Here is a 20,541-nt window from a genome sequence, read left to right as displayed (position 1 = left end):
ATCAACTCTCAACCATCTATGTCAGCGTTCTGCACCGCCAGCGTGGCCGCGCAACCTTCTGACGGTGTGTTAGCTGCGTCAGGTTTCATCACATAGCGGCACGCAACTCTGCAGGAATTAAATGTCAGTTAAGAAATATCTGAAAAATGGTGCGCGGATAACAATAGGTGAGTTGAGATGTTTAAGCAGATGAATAACGTAGAGTTTATTAAATGCTGGTACTTAAGTAAGTTTAGTCAGCTGTTTTCACTGGAAACTTTCGACGTAACTCCTGAAGTTTCTCCAATTTACCGCTGCTAATCGGCTTTTCATTTGTTTTATTTACAGAAACTTCCTGGCAGGCAAAATAGCGCTTATTTCCTCTCCATCAGCCGACCATGTCAGAAGAAGCGCTACGTCAGCAGATTCAGAACCTGAAAAAGCATAATGCGCGATTAAAGCGTATAGCGCATGACGCGCGTAATAAGCTGAGTGCAGCGCTGGATGGAACCGGTTTATGTTTGTGGCAGCTGGATATTCCCAGCGGCAAACTGGTGATTTTTAACCGCCGCTGGGGCGCGATGCTGGGTTTTCAGCCGAAAGAGACCAAAGCCCAGTTTGATGTGTGGCGCGATCGCCTGCATCCGGATGACGCCGACGAAGTGCTGAAAGCCTTTTACGATCATATAGAAGGGCGCGCGCCTTACTACGAAGCGCTGCACCGCATGCTGGGCAAGAACGACAACATCAAATGGGTGCTGGACCGCGGACGCGTCACCGAATGGGATGAAGCGGGCAATCCGATTAAAGTCACCGGCACGCATATCGATATGACCAAAGAGAAGCAGTACGAAGCGCAGCTCTCATCGCTGGCGCATCACGATCCGCTTACCGGACTGACCAACCGCCACGCGCTGCATACGCAGTTCAGCAAGATGAAAGCGCAGGGACCGCTGTGTGTGGCGTTTATCGATCTTGATAACTTCAAACACGTTAACGACACGCTGGGGCATCGCAGCGGTGATGAGGTGTTGATTCAGCTGAGTCAGCGCATCACCGACGTGTTGCCACCAAACGTGGTGATTGGCCGACTTGGCGGCGATGAGTTTGTGCTGCTGATGCCGTTCCTGATCGACTATCCGAAAGTACGCATTTTGCTGCAGGCGGTGCTGGATGCTGCGCTGACGCCGTTTGATATTGATAACGGCCACGCGCAGATTGGTGCATCGATTGGTATTGCCCAGGTACAGGAGCGCGACAACTTCGATGAGGCGCTGACGCGCGCCGATGAGGCGATGTATCAGATCAAGAAGAACGGTAAGCAGGGTTTTGGGTTAGCGGGTTGATGTAGGGTCGCCATTCATGGCGACCGTTTCACATATTGCGCATTTGGTCGCCATAAATGGCGCCCCTACGACAACGGTTTGGCCTCTTACTTAAAACGCAAAACACGAGCATCCCAGCGCCCCCCAGAACGCATTATTATCCGACACCGGCACCGATGACTGGCGCGCCACATCGTGCGAGTGACTGTGCACGCCACACGGGCCGCTGCACTGGTGTACTTTTGGTATCATGGCGGCGCGACCATTCGCTTGCGGCGGTGCGCTGCGATAGTGGCCTGGCACCGTCACTACCGGCGACCATTCAGGCAGCACCGGCACGGGCGGCGGTGACAGCGGCGTAAATCCGCCTGCGGCATACACCACTTCGCCATCCACCAGCGTCAGCACCGACTCAATCCCTTTGATCTCCTCTTCCGGCACGCTGAAGAAATCTTTCGACAGTAGCACCAGATCCGCCAGCTGCCCGACCTTAATCTCGCCTTTAGCGCTTTGCTCATTCGAGAACCAGGCGCTGCCTTTGGTCCACAGCATCAGCGCGGTTTCGCGGTCAATACGCGCATTGTCATCGTACAGCTGCATGCCGCCGACGGTGCGCCCGGAGACCAGCCAGTAGAGCGCGGTCCACGGGTTGTAGCTGGCAACGCGGGTAGCATCAGTGCCCAATCCCACCGGCACGCCGGCTTCCAGCATGCGCGCCACCGGCGGCGTCTGTTTGGCGGCCTCTTTGCCGTAGCGATCAACAAAATATTCGCCCTGAAACGCCATACGATGCTGCACCGCCAATCCGCCGCCCAGCGCTTTAACCCGCTCGATATTGGCTTCGGTGATGGTTTCTGCGTGGTCGAAGAACCAGTGCAAGCCGTTGAACGGAATGTCGCGGTTCACTTTTTCGAACACGTCGAGCATGCGGCTGATCGATTCGTTGTAAGTCGCATGCAGGCGGAACGGCCAGCGATGCTCTACCAGATGTCGCACCACGCGCTCCAGCTCATCTTCCATGCCCGGCGCGAGATCGGGGCGCGGTTCGAGGAAGTCTTCAAAGTCTGCCGCTGAGAACACCAGCATTTCGCCCGCGCCGTTGTGGCGCAGGAAATCGGTGCCCTGACCGGGTTTCAGCATATCGGTCCACTTCTCAAAGTCCTGCAGTTCGTGGCCGGGATTCTGGGTAAACAGGTTGTAGGCGATGCGCACCGTCAGCTGCTTTTTGGCATGCAGTTCGGAAATCACATCGTAATCATCTGGAAAGTTTTGGAAACCGCCGCCCGCGTCAATGGCGCTGGTCAGGCCGAGGCGATTGAGCTCGCGCATAAACTGACGCGTGGAGTTAACCTGCTGTTCCAGCGGTAATTTTGGACCTTTCGCCAGCGTGGCGTACAGCAGCATGGCGTTAGGGCGGGCAATTAGCATGCCGGTAGGATTGCCATTGCTGTCACGCTGGATCTCGCCGCCCGGCGGGTTCGGCGTGTCTTTGGTGTAGCCGACCACGCGCAGCGCCGCACGGTTGAGCAGGGCGCGATCGTAGAGATGCAGGATAAATACCGGCGTGTCCGGCGCGGCGGCGTTGATCTCATCCAGCGTCGGCATGCGGCGTTCGGCAAACTGGAACTCACTCCAGCCGCCGACTACGCGCACCCATTGCGGCGACGGCGTACGCAGCGCCTGATCGCGCAGCATGCGCAGCGCATCCACCAGCGACGGTACACCTTCCCAGCGCAACTCAAGGTTGTAATTCAGCCCGCCGCGAATCAGATGCAGGTGCGAATCATTGAGGCCGGGAATGCCGGTATGGCCTTTGGCGTCAATAATCTGCGTGTCATTGCCGGCGAAGCGCATCACCTCGGCTTCGCTGCCTACGGCAAGAAATTTGCCGTCTTTAATCGCCACGGCGCTTGCCAGCGGATTAGTGCGATCGACGGTGTGGAACTTGCCGTTAGTAAAAATCAGTGAGGCCGTTGTCATCATCATTCTCCAAAAGATTTCGCGTTGCGGGCTGAGTCAGTGTTAAAGCGCTTGCTTCGTTGGTTAAAAAAATACGAAATGAGAGCAGTTATTGATAACGGATTGTTTTTGGGTTGTTGTTCAACAATTTTTGGGGAGGATTGGCCATGCGTTTAAACCTTGAGGCGCTGTTGATTTTGGACGCACTGGATCGCCACGGCACCTTTGCTGCCGCAGCGGCGCGGCTGTTCAAAACCGCGTCTGCATTGAGCTACACCGTGCAGAAAATGGAGAGCGATCTCAAAATCACGCTGCTCGATCGTTCCGGCCATCGCGCCACCTTTACGCCCACCGGCCGCCTGATGCTGGAGAAAGGGCGCACGCTGCTGCGCGCGGTGAATGAGCTGGAACAGCAGGCGCGCTACGTGGAGAGCGGTTGGGAGAGCCAGCTGGTAATAAGCGTAGATGCATCGGTGCCGTTTAGCATTTTGACGCCGCTGATCGATGAGTTTTATCAGGAGCATCCGCACACCCAGCTGCAATTCCGCCAGGATGTCCTTTCCGGCTGCTGGGAAGCGCTCAACTACGGCGAAGCGGACATTGTCTTTGGCGCGGTGCAGGAACCCGCCACGCGCAAAGAGATTGTCTGCCAGCCGCTGGGTTGGCTTGAGTATGTGTTTGCCGTCGCGCCTGATCATCCGCTCGCTACCGCGCCGGAACCGCTGCCGCGCGAGCAGATCCGGCAGTATCGCGCCGTTACGGTGCATGACTCTTCGCGCCACGGCACGGGCATTGATTTACGCGTGCTGGATGAGCAGAAAACCCTGAGCGTGCATGATTTCCCTACCAAACTGCAGGCGCAGCTGGATGGCCTGGGCTGCGGCTATCTGCCGCTTTATCTGGCGCGTCCACATCTGGCAAGCGGCGCGCTGGTGGCGCGTCAGCTGGATAGCGAATGCCGCCGTGATATGGCGTATCTGGCGTGGAACGAAAGCGCCTGCGGTAATGCGGCAACCTGGTGGCGTGAGCGCTTACTCACGCTGCCAGGTTTGCGCGATGTCTATCTGCCGGCTTAATCAGATGGCGATATGGTGGCTGACCAACGGCGCTTCCTCGCCCTGATGGTATTGCAGCACCGTCTGCTGTAACTCGGCATCAGCGTGGGAAACGCGCTGGTGCTGGCGTAAATGCTCCTGCCACGACTCAACCAAAAACCACTCCAGCAACGCGTTGGGATCGTCGGTTTGCGCCATCAATCCCCATGAATACGCGCCGTCGCGACGACGAGCATGCGCCAGCTTGTGGATCGCCTGTTTAAAGGCGGCGCGATCTTCTGGCAGCACGCGATAGCGGATCTGAATCAACACCGGCCCGCGACGCACATCGGTATCGGCATCCAGCTGCGGTTCCGCCCAGTGCAGCGACGGTTGCAGGTCGGCTTCACCGGCGGGCAACACCAGACGCTTCAGTAGCAGCGCGCTAATAATCAATCCCGCTCCGGCAATTAGCAGCGTATTGCCGAGTCCCGCATGCTGCGCAATCAAGCCCCACGCCAAACTGCCGCCCGCCAGCGTGCCGTTGAACACCATCAAATAGACCGCTAACCCGCGACCGCGCACCCAATCCGGCAGCACCGCCTGCGCCACGCCGTTTAAGGTGGTTAGCGCGATGATCCAGCCCACGCCCAGCACCAGCATCAATAGCAACGCCAGCCACTGCGGCGGACTGAACGCCAGCGCCAGCATCACCAGCGCACTCAGCAGCGCCGAGAGCAGCAGCAAGCCATCGTTACTCAATACGCTGCGCAGGCGCGGCAGCAGTAGCGCACCGGCAATCGCACCGCCGCCGACGGCACCGAGCAGCAGGCCGTAGAAGCCTGCAGTACCGTGCAGCATGCTGCGCGCCACCAGCGGCAGCAGCGCCCAAATAGCGCTGGCAAAGGCGAAGTAGAGCGCTGCACGCAGCAGCACGCGATGCAGATCGTGGCTGGCCCGCACATAGCGTAGCCCGGCACGAAACGCGCCAAAGAAGTGTTCATTCAGTTCGGTTTTGGCTTTCGCTGGGCGCTTCCACAACAGCAGCGCGGCGATGACGAAAAAGTAGCTCGCCACATCGGCGCCATAAGCCGCCATCGCTCCCAGACTTGCCAGCAGCAAACCGCCGGTCGCCGGACCAATGGCGCGCGCGATATTGATGCCGAGCGAGTTGAGCGCCACGGCATTTTTCAACTCATGACGCGGCACCAGCTCCGGCACAATCGCCTGCCAGGCGGGACCAAACAGCGCTGCGCCAATGCCGCCGACGAAGGTCAGGCCGATCAACCATTCCACCGTGAGCCAGTTATTGTGCGACAGCAGCAGCAAGGTGCCACTGACGCTGGCCATGAGTATTTGCACTACAATCAGCAGGCGGCGGCGATCGACGATATCCGACAGCACGCCAGCCGGCAGCGCCAGCAGGAACACCGGCAAAGTGGCGGCGGTTTGCATCAACGCCACCGCCGTGGGGTTATCGGAGAGTCCGGTCACCAGCCAGGCGCTGGCGACATCGCGGATAAAGCTGCCGGTGTTGCCGAGTACTGAAGCGGTCCAGATCAGGGCAAACAGCCCGTAACCAAAGGGTGAGAAAGCGCTGCTGCGCGACGTAGCGGAAGTGGGCTGGCTCATCATCATGTTCCTGTAAGAGAGGCGATGTAAGCACCTTACGAATCCCGCCGCGTGCTTGATAGCGGAAAAAATTCCTCAACTTGTTCAGGCTTTTTTGACAGCTTTGCAGCACCAAAAACCTTGAACAAGTTGTCAAAATCTCTGCTTTAGGTTTTTCCCATAGCTCGATGTAGTTTGATTGACAGACACAACATCACTCACTAACGGAGCAAAAATATGAGCACTTTCAAGACTAAAGACGGCGTGAACCTTTACTTCAAAGATTGGGGCAAGGGCCAACCGGTGCTGTTTAGCCACGGCTGGCCGCTGGATGCCGATATGTGGGATAGCCAACTCAATTTCCTGGCTGAGCGCGGCTACCGCGTGATTGCCTTTGACCGCCGCGGCTTTGGCCGTTCTGAACAGCCGTGGGAAGGCTACGATTACGATACCTTTGCCGATGATATTCATGGCCTGATTGAGCATCTGCAATTAGACGACGTGACGCTGGTGGGCTTCTCAATGGGTGGCGGCGATGTGACGCGCTATATCGGCCGCTACGGCACGGCGAAAGTGAAAGGATTAGTGTTGCTGGGCGCGGTAACCCCGATATTCGGCAAGACTGCCGATCATCCAGAAGGCGTAGAGCAGGCCGCGTTTGATGGCATTAAAGAGGGTTTGCGTAAAGACCGCGCGCAATTTATCAAAGAGTTCGCCACGCCGTTCTATGGCATCAACGCCGGGCAAACCGTTTCTGATGGCGTGCTGACGCAGACGTTGAACATCGCGCTGCTGGCGTCGCTGAAAGGCACGATTGATTGTGTCACGGCCTTCTCTGAGACCGATTTCCGCGCGGATATCGCTAAAGTTGATGTGCCGACGTTGGTGATTCATGGCAGCAACGACCAGATCGTGCCGTTTGAAGCCACCGGTAAGTTGGCGCATGAGATGATTGAAGGGTCGGAGCTGAAGGTTTATGAGAACGGTCCGCATGGATTTGCGGTGACGCATCAGGATCAGCTGAATGCGGATTTGTTGGCGTTTTTGCAGAAGTAGAAGTCGTTAGCGGTCGCCATTAATGGCGACCAAATGCGCAATATGTGAAACGGTCGCCATGAATGGCGACCCTACGGTGCGTATTAATCAATCTGCCAGCAAATGCCCATACATGGTCATCAATCTGCGCGTCACGCCGTTGGTCCAGCCGAAGCCGTCCTGCAGCGGATATTCACCACCGCCACCCGGACGGGCACGATCGCCGCTGATGTCATACTTCTCCACCAGCTTATGATGCAGTGAGTAGAAATTGTTCACCGTATTCAGCCAGTTAACGGCAATTTCTGTCGCCAGCGTCTCTTCACCGTAGTGATTCAAACCGACAACCGCCATCCACTGTAGCGGCGCCCATGCATTGGGTTTATCCCACTGCTCGCCGCTCTCCACCATCGAGGTCAGCAAACCGCCTTGCGTCAACAACAGATGACGCAGCGCAACGGCCTGCAAGTGCGCCTGCTCGGGTGAGGCGAGACCAAGGAACAGCGGCACCACCGCAGCGGCAGTGAAGGCGCCAAAGCGCTCGCGGCGCCAGTCGTAATCGCGGTAAACACCGGCGGTGTTATCCCACAGATAGCGATGGATCGCCTGCTTACGCGCATCGGCTTTTTTCTGCCACGCCAGCGCCGTTAGCTCTTCGCCTTTGGCGTGGGACAGCGTCGAAATCATCAGCTCCAGCTTGTAAAGGAACGCGTTGAGATCGATCGGAATAAATTGCGTGGTGCGAATACTCGCCAGACGCTGCGGATCGCGCAGCCAGCGTGAGGAGTAATCCCAGCCCGATGCGGCACCGGCACGCAGATCGCGATACACCTCATTCGCCGGACGACCCGATTTCTTCGCGGTTTCAATATCTTCCAGCCACGATTCATCGCGCGGCGTGTCGCGATCGTCCCAGTAACGGTTGAGCAGCGAACCATCCGGCATGCGCACCACGTGGCGATAGGCCTGATGCGGCATCAACTCGCCCGCGCCATCCATCCAGAACTGATACTCTTTCATCAACTGATCGAGATAGCGTTTCGCCCCGCGAATGCCATCCTCTTCAAACAGTTCGACCATCAGCGCGAATACCGGCGGCTGAGAGCGGCTGAGGTAGTAAGTCCGGTTGCCGTTCGGCACGTGACCGTAGTTATCAATCAGCCAGGCAAAGTTATCCGCCATGTGACGCAGCAGATCGTCTCGGCCCGCATCGGCCAGACCGAGCATGCTGAAGTAGGAGTCCCAGTAATAGGTTTCTCCAAATCGACCGCCGGGTACCACATAGGGTTTTGGCAACGGCAGCAGCGATGAGTGCGCTAAATGTTGCTGCGGCATTTTGGTTAACACCGGCCACAGATCGTCAATATGTTCAGTTAAGGTTTTATCCGGATTGGAAACATAAAAACTCTCATTCACCTGAGGCGAATAAAAATGTTCGTGCACGAATGCTTCCAGATCAAAATCCGCTGCGCGTTTACGACGACGAAAACGAATTAAAATATCCAGCGGATCGAATTTTGGTGCGCAGTCCGGGAACGTTTTGCTGTCGGCAAATATGTGCGATGTCTGCACTTGCTCAAACAGTTCCATGTAGCGATCGGCAGGCGTCAGCGCATCCGGCGCGGGCAGACCTTCAATCAGCTCGGGTTCCGGCTCCGAATCCTGCATACCTTCGCGAACGAACTCATGAGGATTATATTGATACTCCAGTTCAGCATCAGCGCGTCGATCCTCGAAAGCGTTATATTGCTGTTGGTTAGTATTAATAGCAGCCTCCTGGTAAATTCTTGAATGCGTAAAGAACAAATTATAGAGCTCTGAACGGGCGAAACAACAATGCGATTTATCTATGAACGTAATAAATCATGTCGATGGATCCGGTGTTTTTGCGATTTTTCAGCGATTACAACGGACTATATTTCAGGAAATGAAAGCGGCGTTTAGGATGGATGTTTAAATAGGTACGCAGAATTATCTGTATTTAAGAAAATCGCTAAAATTTGCGTGAAAAAGCATGGGATGGCTTGATCAATTGATGGCAAACGCAGCGGTGATTGACCAGGTCGGCATAAATGCCAACCTGGTTAACCTTACTTCTGTAACGCCGCCTTAATCACTTCCGCATACGGCGTGGTCGCACGGCCAATCAGTTTGCTCAGCGTATGGCTATCATCGAACAATCCGCCTTTTTCGGCACCGGCATCTGAATCCGCCAGCATCTCGGACAAGCCATCCGGCAAACCGGCACCTTTCAGCGCGGCGGCAAATTCGGCCTGTGGCAGGTTGATGTAATCCACTTGCTCGCCCGACTGTTTGGCAATCTCGGCGCTGAACTGCGCCAGCGTGTAGCTGTCATCGCCAGCTAGTTCATACACTTTGCCAGCCTGGTCGTCACGGCTGATCACTTCGGCTGCCGCAGCCGCATAATCAGCGCGCGCCGCAGAGGCGATGCGACCTTCACCCACCGCACCAATAAAGGCATGATGCGCCAGCGCTGGTGCAATACTCGCCGCGTAGTTTTCGGTGTACCAGCCGTTACGCAGCAGCGCGAACGGAATGCCGGAGGCTTTCAGCTGCGCTTCAGTCGCACGATGCTCAACACCTAATCCCAACGGCGATGTATCGGCATGTAGCAAGCTGGTGTAGGCGATAAAGCCAACGCCGGCGGCTTTTGCCGCATCGATCACCGCCTTGTGCTGCGCTTCACGCTGGCCGACTTCACTCGAAGAGATCAGCAGCAGCTTATCGACACCAGCAAAGGCGCTCTGCAGCGTTTCCGGTTTGCTGTAATCCGCCGCACGCAGCGTCACGCCCAATGCTTGCAGATCGGCCGCTTTCTCCGGCGAACGCACCGCTGCAATGATGTCGCTAGCCGGCACTTTTTTCAGTAACTCGTTAATCACCAAACGGCCCAGTTGGCCTGTGGCACCTGTAATCGCAATCATGATGTTCTCCTTTTGAACTGGTATGAAAACAGCCTAAGCGATAAACTAACTTTTAGTAAGTACTTACAGATTTGTTAGTTTGAAATGGGGGAGTTAAATGTCTGAAAAGATGAGTGAAAAATTTACGCGCGGTGAGTTGCTTAACGTGAACTGCCCGTCGCGCGAAGTGTTGAAACGCATTACCAGCCGCTGGAGCGTACTGATTTTACTGGCGCTGCGCGAAGAAACTCTGCGCTTTAGCGAGCTGCGTCGCAAGATTGGCGGCGTCAGCGAACGCATGCTGGCGCAGACGCTGCGCTATATGGAAGAGGATGGTTTTGTTGAGCGCATTGCCTATGAAGTGGTGCCGCCACACGTCGAGTATCGTTTGACGTCGTTAGGCCGTGAAGTGGAAGGGCAGGTGACAGGGCTGGCGGATTGGCTGGAGAGCAATGTGCATCGGATATTGAAGGCGCATTGAGAAGGTCGCCATGAATGGCGATCCTACAAACGATGCAGTGGAATTAGTAGGGTCGCCATTTATGGCGACCACAGCAATCAGGCGTGCAAATACTTCTCAAACCAACCCAGCGTGCGGCTCCAGGCTAATTCGGCGGCGGCTTTGTCATAACGCGGCGTCGAATCATTATGGAAGCCATGATTCACGCCGGGATAAACATAGCCTTCGAAGACTTTGTTATTGGCCTTCAACGCCTCTTCATAGGCTGGCCAGCCTTCGTTGATGCCTTTATCCAGCGCGGCGTAGTGCAACAACAGCGGCGCTTTGATGCGCGGCACTTCTTCGGCTTTAGGCTGACGGCCATAAAACGGCACCGCGCAGGCTAAATCGGGAAACGCGACCGCAGCCGCATTGGCTACGCCGCCGCCGTAGCAGAAGCCGGTGATGCCTACTTTGCCGGTGCCTTCCTCGTGATGCATCAGGAAATCAATGGCGGCGAAGAAGTCATTCATCAACTTGGTTGGGTCGACTTTGGCCTGCATCGTTTTGCCTTCATCATCATTGCCCGGATAACCGCCCAAAGAGCTCAAGCCATCCGGTGCCAGCGCGATATAACCGGCTTTCGCTACGCGTCGCGCCACGTCTTCAATGTAGGGATTAAGGCCACGATTCTCGTGCACCACCACCACTGCAGGCACTTTGCCGGTTGCATTGGCCGGACGCACCAGATAGCCGCGCACCTCGCCGTGACCTTGCGGTGATGGATAGTGAATGTACTCCGGTTTGATCGCCGGATCGGTAAATTCCACCTGCTGCGCCAGCGCATAATTGGGGCTCATCGCGCTCAATAATGTCGCGCCCGCCATGCCCGCAACGGTGAATTTCGCCGCCATCGAGATAAATTCACGTTTGCTGATTTTGCCGTGGGCGTAGTAATCGTAAAGCTCGAGCAGTTCCTGAGGGAAATCCTGTGCAGTAAGACGGGCCATAACCTCTCCTTCGCTGTTTAACTGGTTGATTACTGCTCTAAAAAAGCACAGCTTGTCGCCGCTGGCAAATGCCATGCCGCAGCAGGTTAACGTCACCACGTTTACATCACGTCACCAATAAGCAGCAGGAATTACGCTTTTCGTTTTAAATTAATTATCTTTTAATTAACAATTCTGATCATCCCGAGCTGTCCGGAAATATTTACATGCTCTAATGAGGAGCAGTAAATAACGCCTTTTTTCTGCGCACTAAAAAATAAATAAATGAAGTGGTTACCTGATAAGCACAGCAGGAATAAACGTAAAATAATAACAATATTGTCACAATGAGTGAGGGTGATTAACCTTAACATAGTGATTTTAAAGTATTAGTTTCTGCTGAAAACAATGATCGAAATCAAAAAACACTGTTATAGTTTTACCGACTTCCCCTGTATCTTTTCGTTCGCACCACTTCCTTTTACATTGGCGCGACATTTCTTTAAGCACGGCGAAATAACCGCTGCGCTCTGCTTGTTAATTATAAGTAAAAATTCGGTGTAATTTGTGGCAATGAGGTAAGCAATGTTTGGATTAGACGCCTTTCATCTGGCCAGGATTCAGTTCGCATTTACTGTTTCCTTCCATATTATCTTTCCAGCCATCACTATCGGTCTCGCCAGTTTCCTGGCGGTGCTTGAAGGGATGTGGCTGAAAACCCGTAACGAGACCTATCGCGATCTCTACCATTTCTGGTCGAAAGCTTTTGCCGTTAACTTCGGCATGGGCGTGGTATCCGGATTGGTGATGGCGTACCAGTTCGGTACTAACTGGAGTGGTTTCTCACAGTTTGCTGGCAGTATTACCGGCCCGCTGCTCACCTATGAAGTGTTAACCGCGTTCTTCCTTGAAGCGGGCTTCCTTGGCGTGATGCTGTTTGGCTGGAACCGCGTCGGTCCTGGCTTGCACTTCTTCGCAACCTGCATGGTTGCGCTCGGCACCATCTTCTCCACCTTCTGGATTCTGGCGTCAAACAGCTGGATGCATACGCCGCAGGGCTACATCATCCAGAACGGCATCGTGGTGCCGGAAGATTGGCTGAAAATCATCTTCAACCCCTCGTTCCCTTATCGCTTGTTCCATATGTCGGTGGGTGCCTTCCTCGCTAGCGCCTTCTTTGTCGGTGCGTCGGGCGCATGGCATTTGCTGCGCGGTAACGACAATCCAGCGATTCGTAAGATGTTCTCGATGGCATTGTGGATGGCGCTGATTGTGGCACCGATTCAGGCGATGATTGGTGATGCGCACGGCCTGAACACCCTTGAGCATCAGCCAGCGAAAATCGCGGCGATTGAAGGACACTGGGAAAACAAGCCAGGTGAAGCCTCGCCGCTGATTCTGTTCGGTGTGCCGGATATGGAGCAAGAGCGCACCAAGTACGCGCTGGAAATCCCGTACCTCGGCAGCCTGATTCTGACGCACAGCCTCGACAAGCAGATCCCTGCGCTGAAGAGCTTCCCGAAAGAGGACCGTCCGAACTCCACCATCATCTTCTGGTCATTCCGCGTGATGGTGGCGCTGGGCCTGCTGATGATTACGCTCGGCGTGGTCTCTTTGTGGCTGCGTTTCAAAGGCCGTTTGTATCACTCGCGTCCGTTCCTGTGGTTCACGCTGCTGATGGGGCCATCGGGTTTGATCGCCATTCTGGCTGGCTGGTTTACTACCGAAATTGGGCGTCAGCCTTGGGTGGTCTATGGCGTGCAGCGCACCATTGATGCGGTCTCCGCACATGGCGATATGCACATGAGCATCAGCCTGCTGGCGTTCATTCTGGTCTATTCGTCGGTGTTTGGTGTCGGTTACCTCTACATGATGCGTCTGATCAAAGAGGGTCCGGTGACCGGCGAAGGTAAAGAGGTTGATCACGGTGGTCCGGGTCAGCATCACACGCCAGCGCGTCCGTTGTCGGCGGCCAAAACCCATAGCGAAAAGAGTGGGGAGCACTAAGATGATCGACTTTTCAATTATCTGGTTTGCCATCATTGTGTTTGGCACCTTGATGTACATCGTGATGGATGGCTTCGATCTCGGCATTGGCCTGCTGTTGCCGTTTAACAAAGATCCCATCGAACGCGACATGATGGTTAACACCGTTGCTCCGGTTTGGGATGGCAACGAAACCTGGCTGGTGCTGGGCGGCGCGGCGCTGTACGGCGCGTTCCCGCTGGCATATTCGGTGCTGTTGGATGCGCTGTCGATTCCTTTGACGGCGATGCTGATTGGCCTGATCTTCCGTGGTGTCGCTTTTGAGTTCCGCTTTAAAGCTACGGTAGAACACCGTCCGTTCTGGGATAAGTCGTTTATTGCCGGTTCACTGCTGGCCACCTTCAGTCAGGGCGTGGCGGTTGGCGCCATCCTGAATGGTTTCCCGGTGGTTGGCCGTGAATATGCGGGTTCAGCGATGAGCTGGTTAGCGCCGTTCCCGCTGTTCTGCGGCGTTGGTCTGGTGATCGCCTATGCGCTGCTGGGTTGTACCTGGCTGATCATGAAAACCGAACACGACCTGCACCGTAAGATGTCTGCGCTGGCGACACCGCTGACGCTGACGCTGCTGCTGGTGGTGGGCATTATCAGTATCTGGACGCCGCTGACGCATGCGGATATCGCGCAGCGCTGGTTCTCGCGTCCGAACCTGTTCTGGTTCCTGCCGGTTCCGGTGCTGGTAGTGCTGTGTTCGTGGGGGATTGTGCGCGCCATCAAACGTGAAGCGCATTACTCGCCGTTCATCCTGACGCTGGCGCTGATTTTCCTTGGCTTCTCGGGCCTTGGCATCAGCATCTGGCCGAACATCATTCCACCGTCAATCACCATTTGGCAGGCAGCGTCTCCGGCGAGCAGCCAGGCGTTTATGCTGGTGGGCGGCTTGCTGATTATTCCGGTCATTCTGGGTTACACCTTCTGGAGTTACTACGTGTTCCGCGGAAAAATCAAAGCCGACGAAGGATACCATTGATATGAAAACCGAGGTCAGCAACATGAAAACTCACTCTGAAACGAAGATTCCGTGGTGGAAGCAGTTGATGTGGCTGGTGGTCATTTACGGCGCAAGCGTGCTGGCACTCGGTGTGGTGGCATCACTGTTTCGTATGATGATGACGGCAGCGGGCATGCGTTCGCACTGAGTCCTTGCACCGGTCGCATCCGTTGATATCCCCGTAGGGTCGCCATTCATGGCGACCTTTTTTATTTCCACGATCAAAAAAACGTTAGTAACCTAAGCAATTAATGCTTTTCCCGCTTCGGTACGTTTACTCTTCCTTACGTTAGTAATACGTTTTTGTTATATTTATGTGACGAATAACGCAAATTCATTACGTTAACCACCTCATTCGACCATCAAAATCATGCTCAGCCTGAATGTAAAAAAACAGTACATCAACGATCTGGTGGACTGGATAGAAGCGAACCTGACCGACGAGCTCAACATCGATCTGATTACCCTGAAATCCGGTTACTCCAAATGGCACATGCAGCGCATGTTCAAAGAGATGACCGGGCAAACCCTGGCGTCCTACACGCGCAAACGTCGTCTGACTATGGCGGCGATGGCGCTGCGTTTGACCAGCATGCCGCTGATTGATATTGCGGTGCGCTTTGGCTTTGATAATCAGCAGAATTTTACCCGCGTGTTTAAAAGTCACTTCTCAATGACGCCGGGTGCCTATCGCCGCATTCCGGAGATGCTGATGAAGGATTTCCACAGCCGCATCTCCACGCAGCGTGAGTGGGTCAATGCGCGTCTGGCGCAGAAGCCGGAGATTCAACTGTGTGGTGAAGTGATTGAGTGGGAATGTCGCTTCGGGGAGTACATCGATCACCACAACCATGTGGTGGCGCAGCACACGCGCGACTTCATCGCTTTTGCTGGTCAGCACGTGAATCGCGGCTGGCTGGGCTTCCAGTTCAGTCCAGGCGTACATTCTGCCGATCAGCAGCACATCAGCCTGTTCCAGGCGCTGGAAAGTCAGTACGCCGATGTACTGCCGCGCAACGTGCAGAACTGGACCGGAGAAAGTGGTTTGTATGCGGAGATTGACTGGCACGGTGCGCCGGAAGAGATCAACGCGTTCACCGCGGAGATTTACTACAACCACCTGCCAGCGCTGGGCGTAGCACGCCGTGCGGGCAAAGATTTGCTCAAGCTGGATCTGAAATACAGCACGCCCGATCTGCTGCAAGGCACCTTCTATATTCCGGTGGCGGATAAGTAATGCATAATTCGTGCGGTAAACCGTGACAAACCGCACGATTTTATAAACTCAAGGCGGTAATCGGCGTAAAATTCTTCATCGAAACCTGATTGGCCGCGTAAATCACCAGCCGCCACACATCAGGCTGGATAATCACCTGCATTTCTGGTCCATTCCGGGCCGCTATAGTGAACAGACAAAAAAATTATGCGACTTCTACCGTTGTTCCTCATGACAGCGCTTGTAGCGTTTTCTTCGCTGGCAAGTGCACAGATGGCTGAGCCTTTTTCACCGCCGGGCGGACTGCATCCGCATCAACCTCATTGCGCGCAGCATGAAATTCTCGGCGACAATGTGCTGCCGAAACATAGCCAGGATGATGGCAGTTTCGTAACCTGCGGCAATCACCAGGCTTAATCTCGTCCCGTCACAAAATTCCCATCTGCTGCAGCCTTTATGAAGGTCGTCATAAATGACGCCCCTACATTCGCACATGCCTTCCGTAGGGTCGCCATTCATGGCGACCTTTGCGATGGCGCGTACCATTCTGGCGACCAAACACCCAGATAGCATTTTTCGGCATTGCGTCGAAGATATATCATAACTATTCTCTCCCCATCAGATGAGAATGACTTTCACTATCTTTTAGGGAGACACCACTTGCAAACTACCCCTTCCGAACGCGCGCCACGCCGCGTGCGCAATGAACTGCGTTTCCGCCATATCACCGTGGTCAGCAAAACGCTGATTGCCGGTGAATTCTGGCGCATTGTTTTCAACGGCAGCGATCTTGCTGGCTTCAACTCGCCATCGTTTGACGATCACATCAAAGTGTTCTTCCCGGAACATGCCGGTGCTGAGTTGGCGCTGCCGCAGATCACCGATGAAGGCATCGTTTGGCCAAATGGCGTGCGTCCTGCCGCGCGTGATTACACGCCGCTGGAATTTAACGGCGTCGATTCTCTGACCATCGATTTCTACATCCACGATGGCGGCGTTGCCAGCAGCTGGGCAAACCAAGCCAAAGTGGGCGATCAAATTGCGATGGGCGGCCCGCGCGGTTCGTTGGTGATACCAACAGATTATGCCTGCCAGATTTACGTCTGTGATGAGACCGGTTTGCCGGCCTTTAAACGTCGTTACACTGAAATCCAGGCGCAGGAAATTCACCTGCTGGCCTATGCCGATGAAGCCACCGGGCGCGATTATCTCGGTGATTTGCCGAATGTGCAGGTGAGCTGGTTGGGAAGCGGCAGCATGCAGGCCGATAACCTGGCACCGATAACGGCACAGCTGGATCAGATTGCGCTGCCCGCCACCGAATACTTCATCTGGCTGACCGGCGAGGGCGAAGCGGTGAAATTGCTGAGCGATTACTTCACCCAGGGACGCGGTGCAAATACCGATTTCGTGCGCGCCGTAGCTTATTGGCATCAGAAATAACGCAAACGCCGCGCGCGCTGCCGCCTGTGTTGAATTTTGCCAGGTGGCAGACTACTATCAACCTCCCTTAATTAGCGCTCAGGAAGGCAATGAAACAGCAGCGGGATTTTCCATGGCAGTCCGATCACGCACAGCGTGCCGTCTGTGCAGGCGCACGTAAGAAGCGTCGGGAGCGGATGCTGGATGCCAGCGATATCCGCCTGTTAATGCTGCACTTTCTGGCCAACAGTTCTGCGCACGGTTATGAGCTGATCAAATCGGTTGAAGAGCTCTCCAAAGGGGAATATTCCCCGAGTCCCGGCATTATTTATCCCAACCTGACGCTGCTCGAAGAGATGGATGCGATTCGCGTGGTCGATGCGCAGGCATCGCGGAAAGCCTATGCGCTGAATGAGAGCGGCGTGGCGCTGCTGGCGGAGAATCGTGACAATGTGGATGCGATTATCGAGCGCTTAACCTCACTGGCGATTCTGGTGAATAACCGCAGCATTCCGCAGGTTGAGCAGGCGATTCACCTGATCAAACACACCTTGAATCATCGTCTGGCGCAGGAAGATATTTCGGAGGAGGCGCTGGAAATCGTGATTGAAGCGTTGCATCAGGCGGCCGAGAAAATCGCCAAAAGTTAGCATGACGAACGTAGGGTCGCCATTCATGGCGACCGCCCAGAAAACCGCACCAACCAAAATCAACTCTTCTTTTTATCCACATGCCCCAACGCGCGGTCCGGCCAGCAAATATCGCGCACGCGCTGCTTCAGCGCAGCCGCATCCGGAAATCCGCCTTCCTGCTTACGCTCCCAAATCACCTGACCATCAATGGTGATTTCAAACACGCCGCCGGTTCCCGGCTTTAGCGTCACTGCACTTAAATCCTCGGCAAACGTATGCAGCAGTTCCTGCGCCATCCAGGCGGAACGCAGCAGCCAGTTACATTGTGTGCAGTAATGAATGGTAATCGCTGGTTTTTGTGACATAACCTGTCTCGTTTAGATAATGAAGTTAACAAAATGTGCGGTCCAAGATACATCTTAGCTTACTGCTAGTTGATAATGATTACCACTTGCATTACATTCCTGTCGACATCATTTATTACATAAAATAAGTCCATATTTTTTTACGGTCTTTTAACCAAAGCCCGTACTTTCAGGCAGCAAGCAAGTGAGCGAATACTAACAATTAACCAGGTATTTCGCGCATGTCTTCACTCTTTCAGGGAACGGCCCAGCAACGTCTTTTCAAAGTTGCCATCTTATCTTCAGCCATTCATGCCGCTTGCAGCTTTGCCGCCAGCGACAGCACCAGCAATGAACCGGTTCTCACCGTCACCGCGCCAAAACAGCAGGCCGGTAATAAAACCACCATTACGGCACAAGAGTTGCAAAAACGCGGCGCGAATGATTTCGGCTCGATTATGCGTTATGAGCCGCTGATCAGCGCCACCGGTTCAAGCGGCGGATCCTCGGCCGGCAAAAGCGGTTTCGACCGCGCGGGCTATACCGGTTACAACATTCGTGGCCTGGAGAGTAACCGCGTCGGCATGGATATCGACGGCATTCCGATTCCGGATGCCACAGGACGTCCTTACGTCAGCCGCACCGGCAACAACACCTTTGGTATTGGCCGCGATTACATCGATCCCTACATGTTCGGCAGCGTTGATATCGAGAAGGGCGCCACGGCGGTGGATCAGCCGAATACCTCGATTGGCGGTAACGTCTCGTTCCATAACAAAAGCGCCGACGATTACCTTAGCAGCGACAAAAATACTTACTTCGGTTATCAGAGCGGTTACGACTCATCGAATCGTAGCTGGCACAACGGCATCACCGCCGCCGCCGGCGATGACGAGTTGCGTGGCCTGTTTGTTTACAGTCGTCGCGATGGTCAGGAGACCGAGAACAACAGCGGCGTGATCGATGCTTATCCGGCCAACTGGCACTCTGACGCCTTTATGACCTCCGGTATCTGGCAGCCGAACGATCAACATAAGCTGAGCGCTACTTTCGATTACTATCACAAAACCAATCACAGCCATTACGATACCTGGGACACCAGCGGCAACACCGTTTGGGGCACCGCGCAGCAGCAGAGTGATACGCGCCGCTGGGGCATCAATCTTGCGGATGAGTGGACGCCGTACAACGACTTTATCGATACGCTGACCACGCGCCTTTACTGGCAGCAAACGCAGGCGCACGACAATACGTATCTGCCAACCAGCGCCAGCCAGTACGGCTTTGTTTACTCTGATTTCAACGTCGATACCTATGGCTTCGACACGCGCGGCACCAAAACGCTGGGCCGTCATGAGCTGAGTGCCGGTGTCAACGCGCGCCTGGATAACAGCGAGCGTCCGTTCCGTCAGGAGCCAACGCCGAGCACCTTTAGCGCCATCACGCAGCCGCAGTCTGACAGCCGCACCTTCGCGGTGGCAGGTTACCTGCAAGATAAGATCAATTTCGATCTTGATAGCCACAACTTCGCGGTTATTCCCGGCGTGCGCGTGATGTATCAAAGCACCAAACCCAAGGATCTGGGCGATCTGACTAACGGCAGCACGGTGCTGACCGAAGAGCAGGTCGATGCGCTGTACGGCAAAACCAACTCCGATACGCAAGTGCTGCCATCGCTGACCTTCCAGTACGACTTAACGCCAGCGCTAACCACCTATCTGCAATATAAACGCGGCGTGCAGTTCCCTACCACCAGCCAGCTGTATGGTTCATGGAACCTTGGCTCCAGCTACGCGGGGAGCGCGCAGTATGCGCTGATTGGTAACACCGATCTGAAAACCGAAACCAGCAACAACTTCGAGTGGGGCCTGAAAGGCCAGGCGACTGAAGGCGTAACGGTCAATACCTCGGTGTTCTACAACCAGTACAAAAACTTCATCGCTTACACCCGCTATCGTCGCTCGGCCAATCCGGAGATGTTCGTCAACGTACCGAGCAACATCTACACCAGCTATCAGGCTGAAAACCGCGATAAGGCCTACATTTATGGTGCTGAGATCGCCACCAAAGTGAATTACGGCACCTGGTTCCCGCAGGTCGATGGCCTAAGCAGCACCTTTGCGCTGGGCTATAACGAAGGTAAATCGAAGTCCAGCTACGCCGGTGACAAGTACATCGATCTCGATAGCGTCGCGCCACTGAAAGCGATTGTCGGCCTGGCGTGGGATGACAAAGCACGCGGCTACGGCGCAGCGCTGACCGCCACTTTCGTGAAAGGCAAACAGGCCACGGCGACCAACCGCGAAAGCTACACCAACACCGGCACGGCAATCACTGATTCCACCTCGGAATATATGCGCGTACCGGGTTACGGCATGGTGGATGCGACGGCTTACTGGCAGGCGACGAAAAACGTCAAGCTGAGCGGCGGCATCTACAACATTACCGATCGCAAATACTGGGATTACACCAGCAGCCGCACGCTGACCAGCAGCAATGCCCAGGAACGCAATGACATCAACCTGGCGGTGATGCCAGGCCGCACCTTCCAGTTGGGTGTGAACGTCGATTTCTAATCACTTTTCGCCCTGCGGCAGC

At 54.9% G+C, this 20,541-nt stretch carries 19 protein-coding genes; 12 read left to right on the top strand and 7 right to left on the bottom strand.

The features are described from left to right. Positions 1-377: 377 nt before the first annotated feature. A complete protein-coding gene (locus ACXIZX_RS15530) occupies positions 378-1,325 on the top strand; it encodes a diguanylate cyclase domain-containing protein (protein WP_479404489.1) in 948 nt (315 codons plus the stop codon). 90 nt (positions 1,326-1,415) lie between these two features. Here ACXIZX_RS15530 and ACXIZX_RS15525 read toward each other — a convergent pair whose 3' ends face one another. Continuing rightward, on the bottom strand, positions 1,416-3,284 hold the full coding sequence (locus ACXIZX_RS15525; RefSeq protein WP_479404488.1) for an amidohydrolase: 1,869 nt from the start codon (positions 3,282-3,284) through the stop codon (positions 1,416-1,418). 146 nt (positions 3,285-3,430) lie between these two features. On the opposite strand from ACXIZX_RS15525, the gene ACXIZX_RS15520 reads away from it, so the two are divergent. Beyond that, complete coding sequence (locus ACXIZX_RS15520) at positions 3,431-4,339, top strand: LysR family transcriptional regulator (RefSeq protein WP_479404487.1); 909 nt, start codon at positions 3,431-3,433, stop codon at positions 4,337-4,339. Here ACXIZX_RS15520 and ACXIZX_RS15515 read toward each other — a convergent pair whose 3' ends face one another. Continuing rightward, a complete protein-coding gene (locus tag ACXIZX_RS15515) occupies positions 4,340-5,929 on the bottom strand; it encodes an MFS transporter (RefSeq protein WP_179452174.1) in 1,590 nt (529 codons plus the stop codon). It lies immediately after the preceding gene. Between the two features lie 216 nt (positions 5,930-6,145). On the opposite strand from ACXIZX_RS15515, the gene ACXIZX_RS15510 reads away from it, so the two are divergent. Further along, entirely contained in the window at positions 6,146-6,964 is an 819-nt protein-coding gene (locus tag ACXIZX_RS15510; RefSeq protein WP_179452175.1) for an alpha/beta fold hydrolase, read from the top strand. Between the two features lie 87 nt (positions 6,965-7,051). Here ACXIZX_RS15510 and treF read toward each other — a convergent pair whose 3' ends face one another. Then, positions 7,052-8,710 carry an alpha,alpha-trehalase TreF gene (gene treF / locus ACXIZX_RS15505; RefSeq protein WP_052026007.1) on the bottom strand — a complete coding sequence of 553 codons (1,659 nt, stop codon included), beginning with the start codon at positions 8,708-8,710 and terminating at the stop codon, positions 7,052-7,054. A 323-nt stretch (positions 8,711-9,033) separates the two neighbouring features. Continuing rightward, positions 9,034-9,888, bottom strand: coding sequence for an SDR family oxidoreductase (locus ACXIZX_RS15500; protein ID WP_479404486.1), 855 nt, complete (start codon positions 9,886-9,888; stop codon positions 9,034-9,036). 97 nt (positions 9,889-9,985) lie between these two features. Here ACXIZX_RS15500 and ACXIZX_RS15495 point away from each other — a divergent pair, with 97 nt between their 5' ends. Next, positions 9,986-10,348 (top strand): winged helix-turn-helix transcriptional regulator, encoded by a 363-nt coding sequence (locus ACXIZX_RS15495; protein ID WP_008107191.1) that lies wholly within the window; start codon positions 9,986-9,988, stop codon positions 10,346-10,348. A gap of 77 nt (positions 10,349-10,425) precedes the next feature. Here ACXIZX_RS15495 and yghX read toward each other — a convergent pair whose 3' ends face one another. Then, positions 10,426-11,316, bottom strand: coding sequence for a YghX family hydrolase (gene yghX / locus ACXIZX_RS15490; protein ID WP_479404485.1), 891 nt, complete (start codon positions 11,314-11,316; stop codon positions 10,426-10,428). Between the two features lie 564 nt (positions 11,317-11,880). Here yghX and ACXIZX_RS15485 point away from each other — a divergent pair. The 4 genes from ACXIZX_RS15485 to ACXIZX_RS15470 all read left to right on the top strand — a co-directional run bounded on the left by ACXIZX_RS15485 (position 11,881) and on the right by ACXIZX_RS15470 (position 15,566). Beyond that, positions 11,881-13,302, top strand: a complete 1,422-nt coding sequence (locus ACXIZX_RS15485) for a cytochrome ubiquinol oxidase subunit I (protein WP_008107195.1) — start codon at positions 11,881-11,883, stop codon at positions 13,300-13,302. A gap of 1 nt (position 13,303) precedes the next feature. Continuing rightward, positions 13,304-14,308 carry a cytochrome d ubiquinol oxidase subunit II gene (cydB, locus tag ACXIZX_RS15480; RefSeq protein ID WP_008107197.1) on the top strand — a complete coding sequence of 335 codons (1,005 nt, stop codon included), beginning with the start codon at positions 13,304-13,306 and terminating at the stop codon, positions 14,306-14,308. A gap of 1 nt (position 14,309) precedes the next feature. Then, positions 14,310-14,477, top strand: coding sequence for a DUF2474 domain-containing protein (locus ACXIZX_RS15475; protein ID WP_008107199.1), 168 nt, complete (start codon positions 14,310-14,312; stop codon positions 14,475-14,477). Positions 14,478-14,699: 222 nt separating this feature from the next. Beyond that, the gene (locus ACXIZX_RS15470) at positions 14,700-15,566 is read left to right on the top strand and encodes a helix-turn-helix domain-containing protein (RefSeq protein ID WP_008107201.1); all 867 of its coding nucleotides are present in this window, start codon (positions 14,700-14,702) and stop codon (positions 15,564-15,566) included. 195 nt (positions 15,567-15,761) lie between these two features. On the opposite strand, the gene ACXIZX_RS15465 is transcribed toward ACXIZX_RS15470, so the two are convergent. After that, the gene (locus ACXIZX_RS15465) at positions 15,762-15,818 is read right to left on the bottom strand and encodes an SEC-C metal-binding domain-containing protein (protein ID WP_137386906.1); all 57 of its coding nucleotides are present in this window, start codon (positions 15,816-15,818) and stop codon (positions 15,762-15,764) included. Between ACXIZX_RS15465 and ACXIZX_RS15460 the strand changes: the two genes are divergently transcribed. The 3 genes from ACXIZX_RS15460 to ACXIZX_RS15450 all read left to right on the top strand — a co-directional run bounded on the left by ACXIZX_RS15460 (position 15,819) and on the right by ACXIZX_RS15450 (position 17,617). Next, the gene (locus ACXIZX_RS15460) at positions 15,819-15,962 is read left to right on the top strand and encodes a hypothetical protein (RefSeq protein ID WP_162129952.1); all 144 of its coding nucleotides are present in this window, start codon (positions 15,819-15,821) and stop codon (positions 15,960-15,962) included. It begins immediately after the preceding gene. A 243-nt stretch (positions 15,963-16,205) separates the two neighbouring features. Next, the gene (locus tag ACXIZX_RS15455; protein WP_479404484.1) at positions 16,206-16,988 is read left to right on the top strand and encodes a siderophore-interacting protein; all 783 of its coding nucleotides are present in this window, start codon (positions 16,206-16,208) and stop codon (positions 16,986-16,988) included. Positions 16,989-17,077: 89 nt separating this feature from the next. Then, positions 17,078-17,617 (top strand): PadR family transcriptional regulator, encoded by a 540-nt coding sequence (locus tag ACXIZX_RS15450; RefSeq protein WP_479404483.1) that lies wholly within the window; start codon positions 17,078-17,080, stop codon positions 17,615-17,617. Positions 17,618-17,676: 59 nt separating this feature from the next. Here the strand turns inward: ACXIZX_RS15450 and ACXIZX_RS15445 are convergent, their stop codons facing one another. Next, a complete protein-coding gene (locus ACXIZX_RS15445) occupies positions 17,677-17,964 on the bottom strand; it encodes an Rdx family protein (protein WP_154192485.1) in 288 nt (95 codons plus the stop codon). Between the two features lie 221 nt (positions 17,965-18,185). Between ACXIZX_RS15445 and ACXIZX_RS15440 the strand changes: the two genes are divergently transcribed. Continuing rightward, positions 18,186-20,519, top strand: a complete 2,334-nt coding sequence (locus ACXIZX_RS15440; RefSeq protein WP_479404482.1) for a TonB-dependent receptor domain-containing protein — start codon at positions 18,186-18,188, stop codon at positions 20,517-20,519. Positions 20,520-20,541 lie beyond the last annotated feature (22 nt).

Source organism: Candidatus Pantoea symbiotica (genome assembly GCF_056491525.1).
The sequence above is the reverse complement of the archived record's forward strand: the minus strand, read 5'-3'. Positions and strand labels throughout refer to the sequence as shown.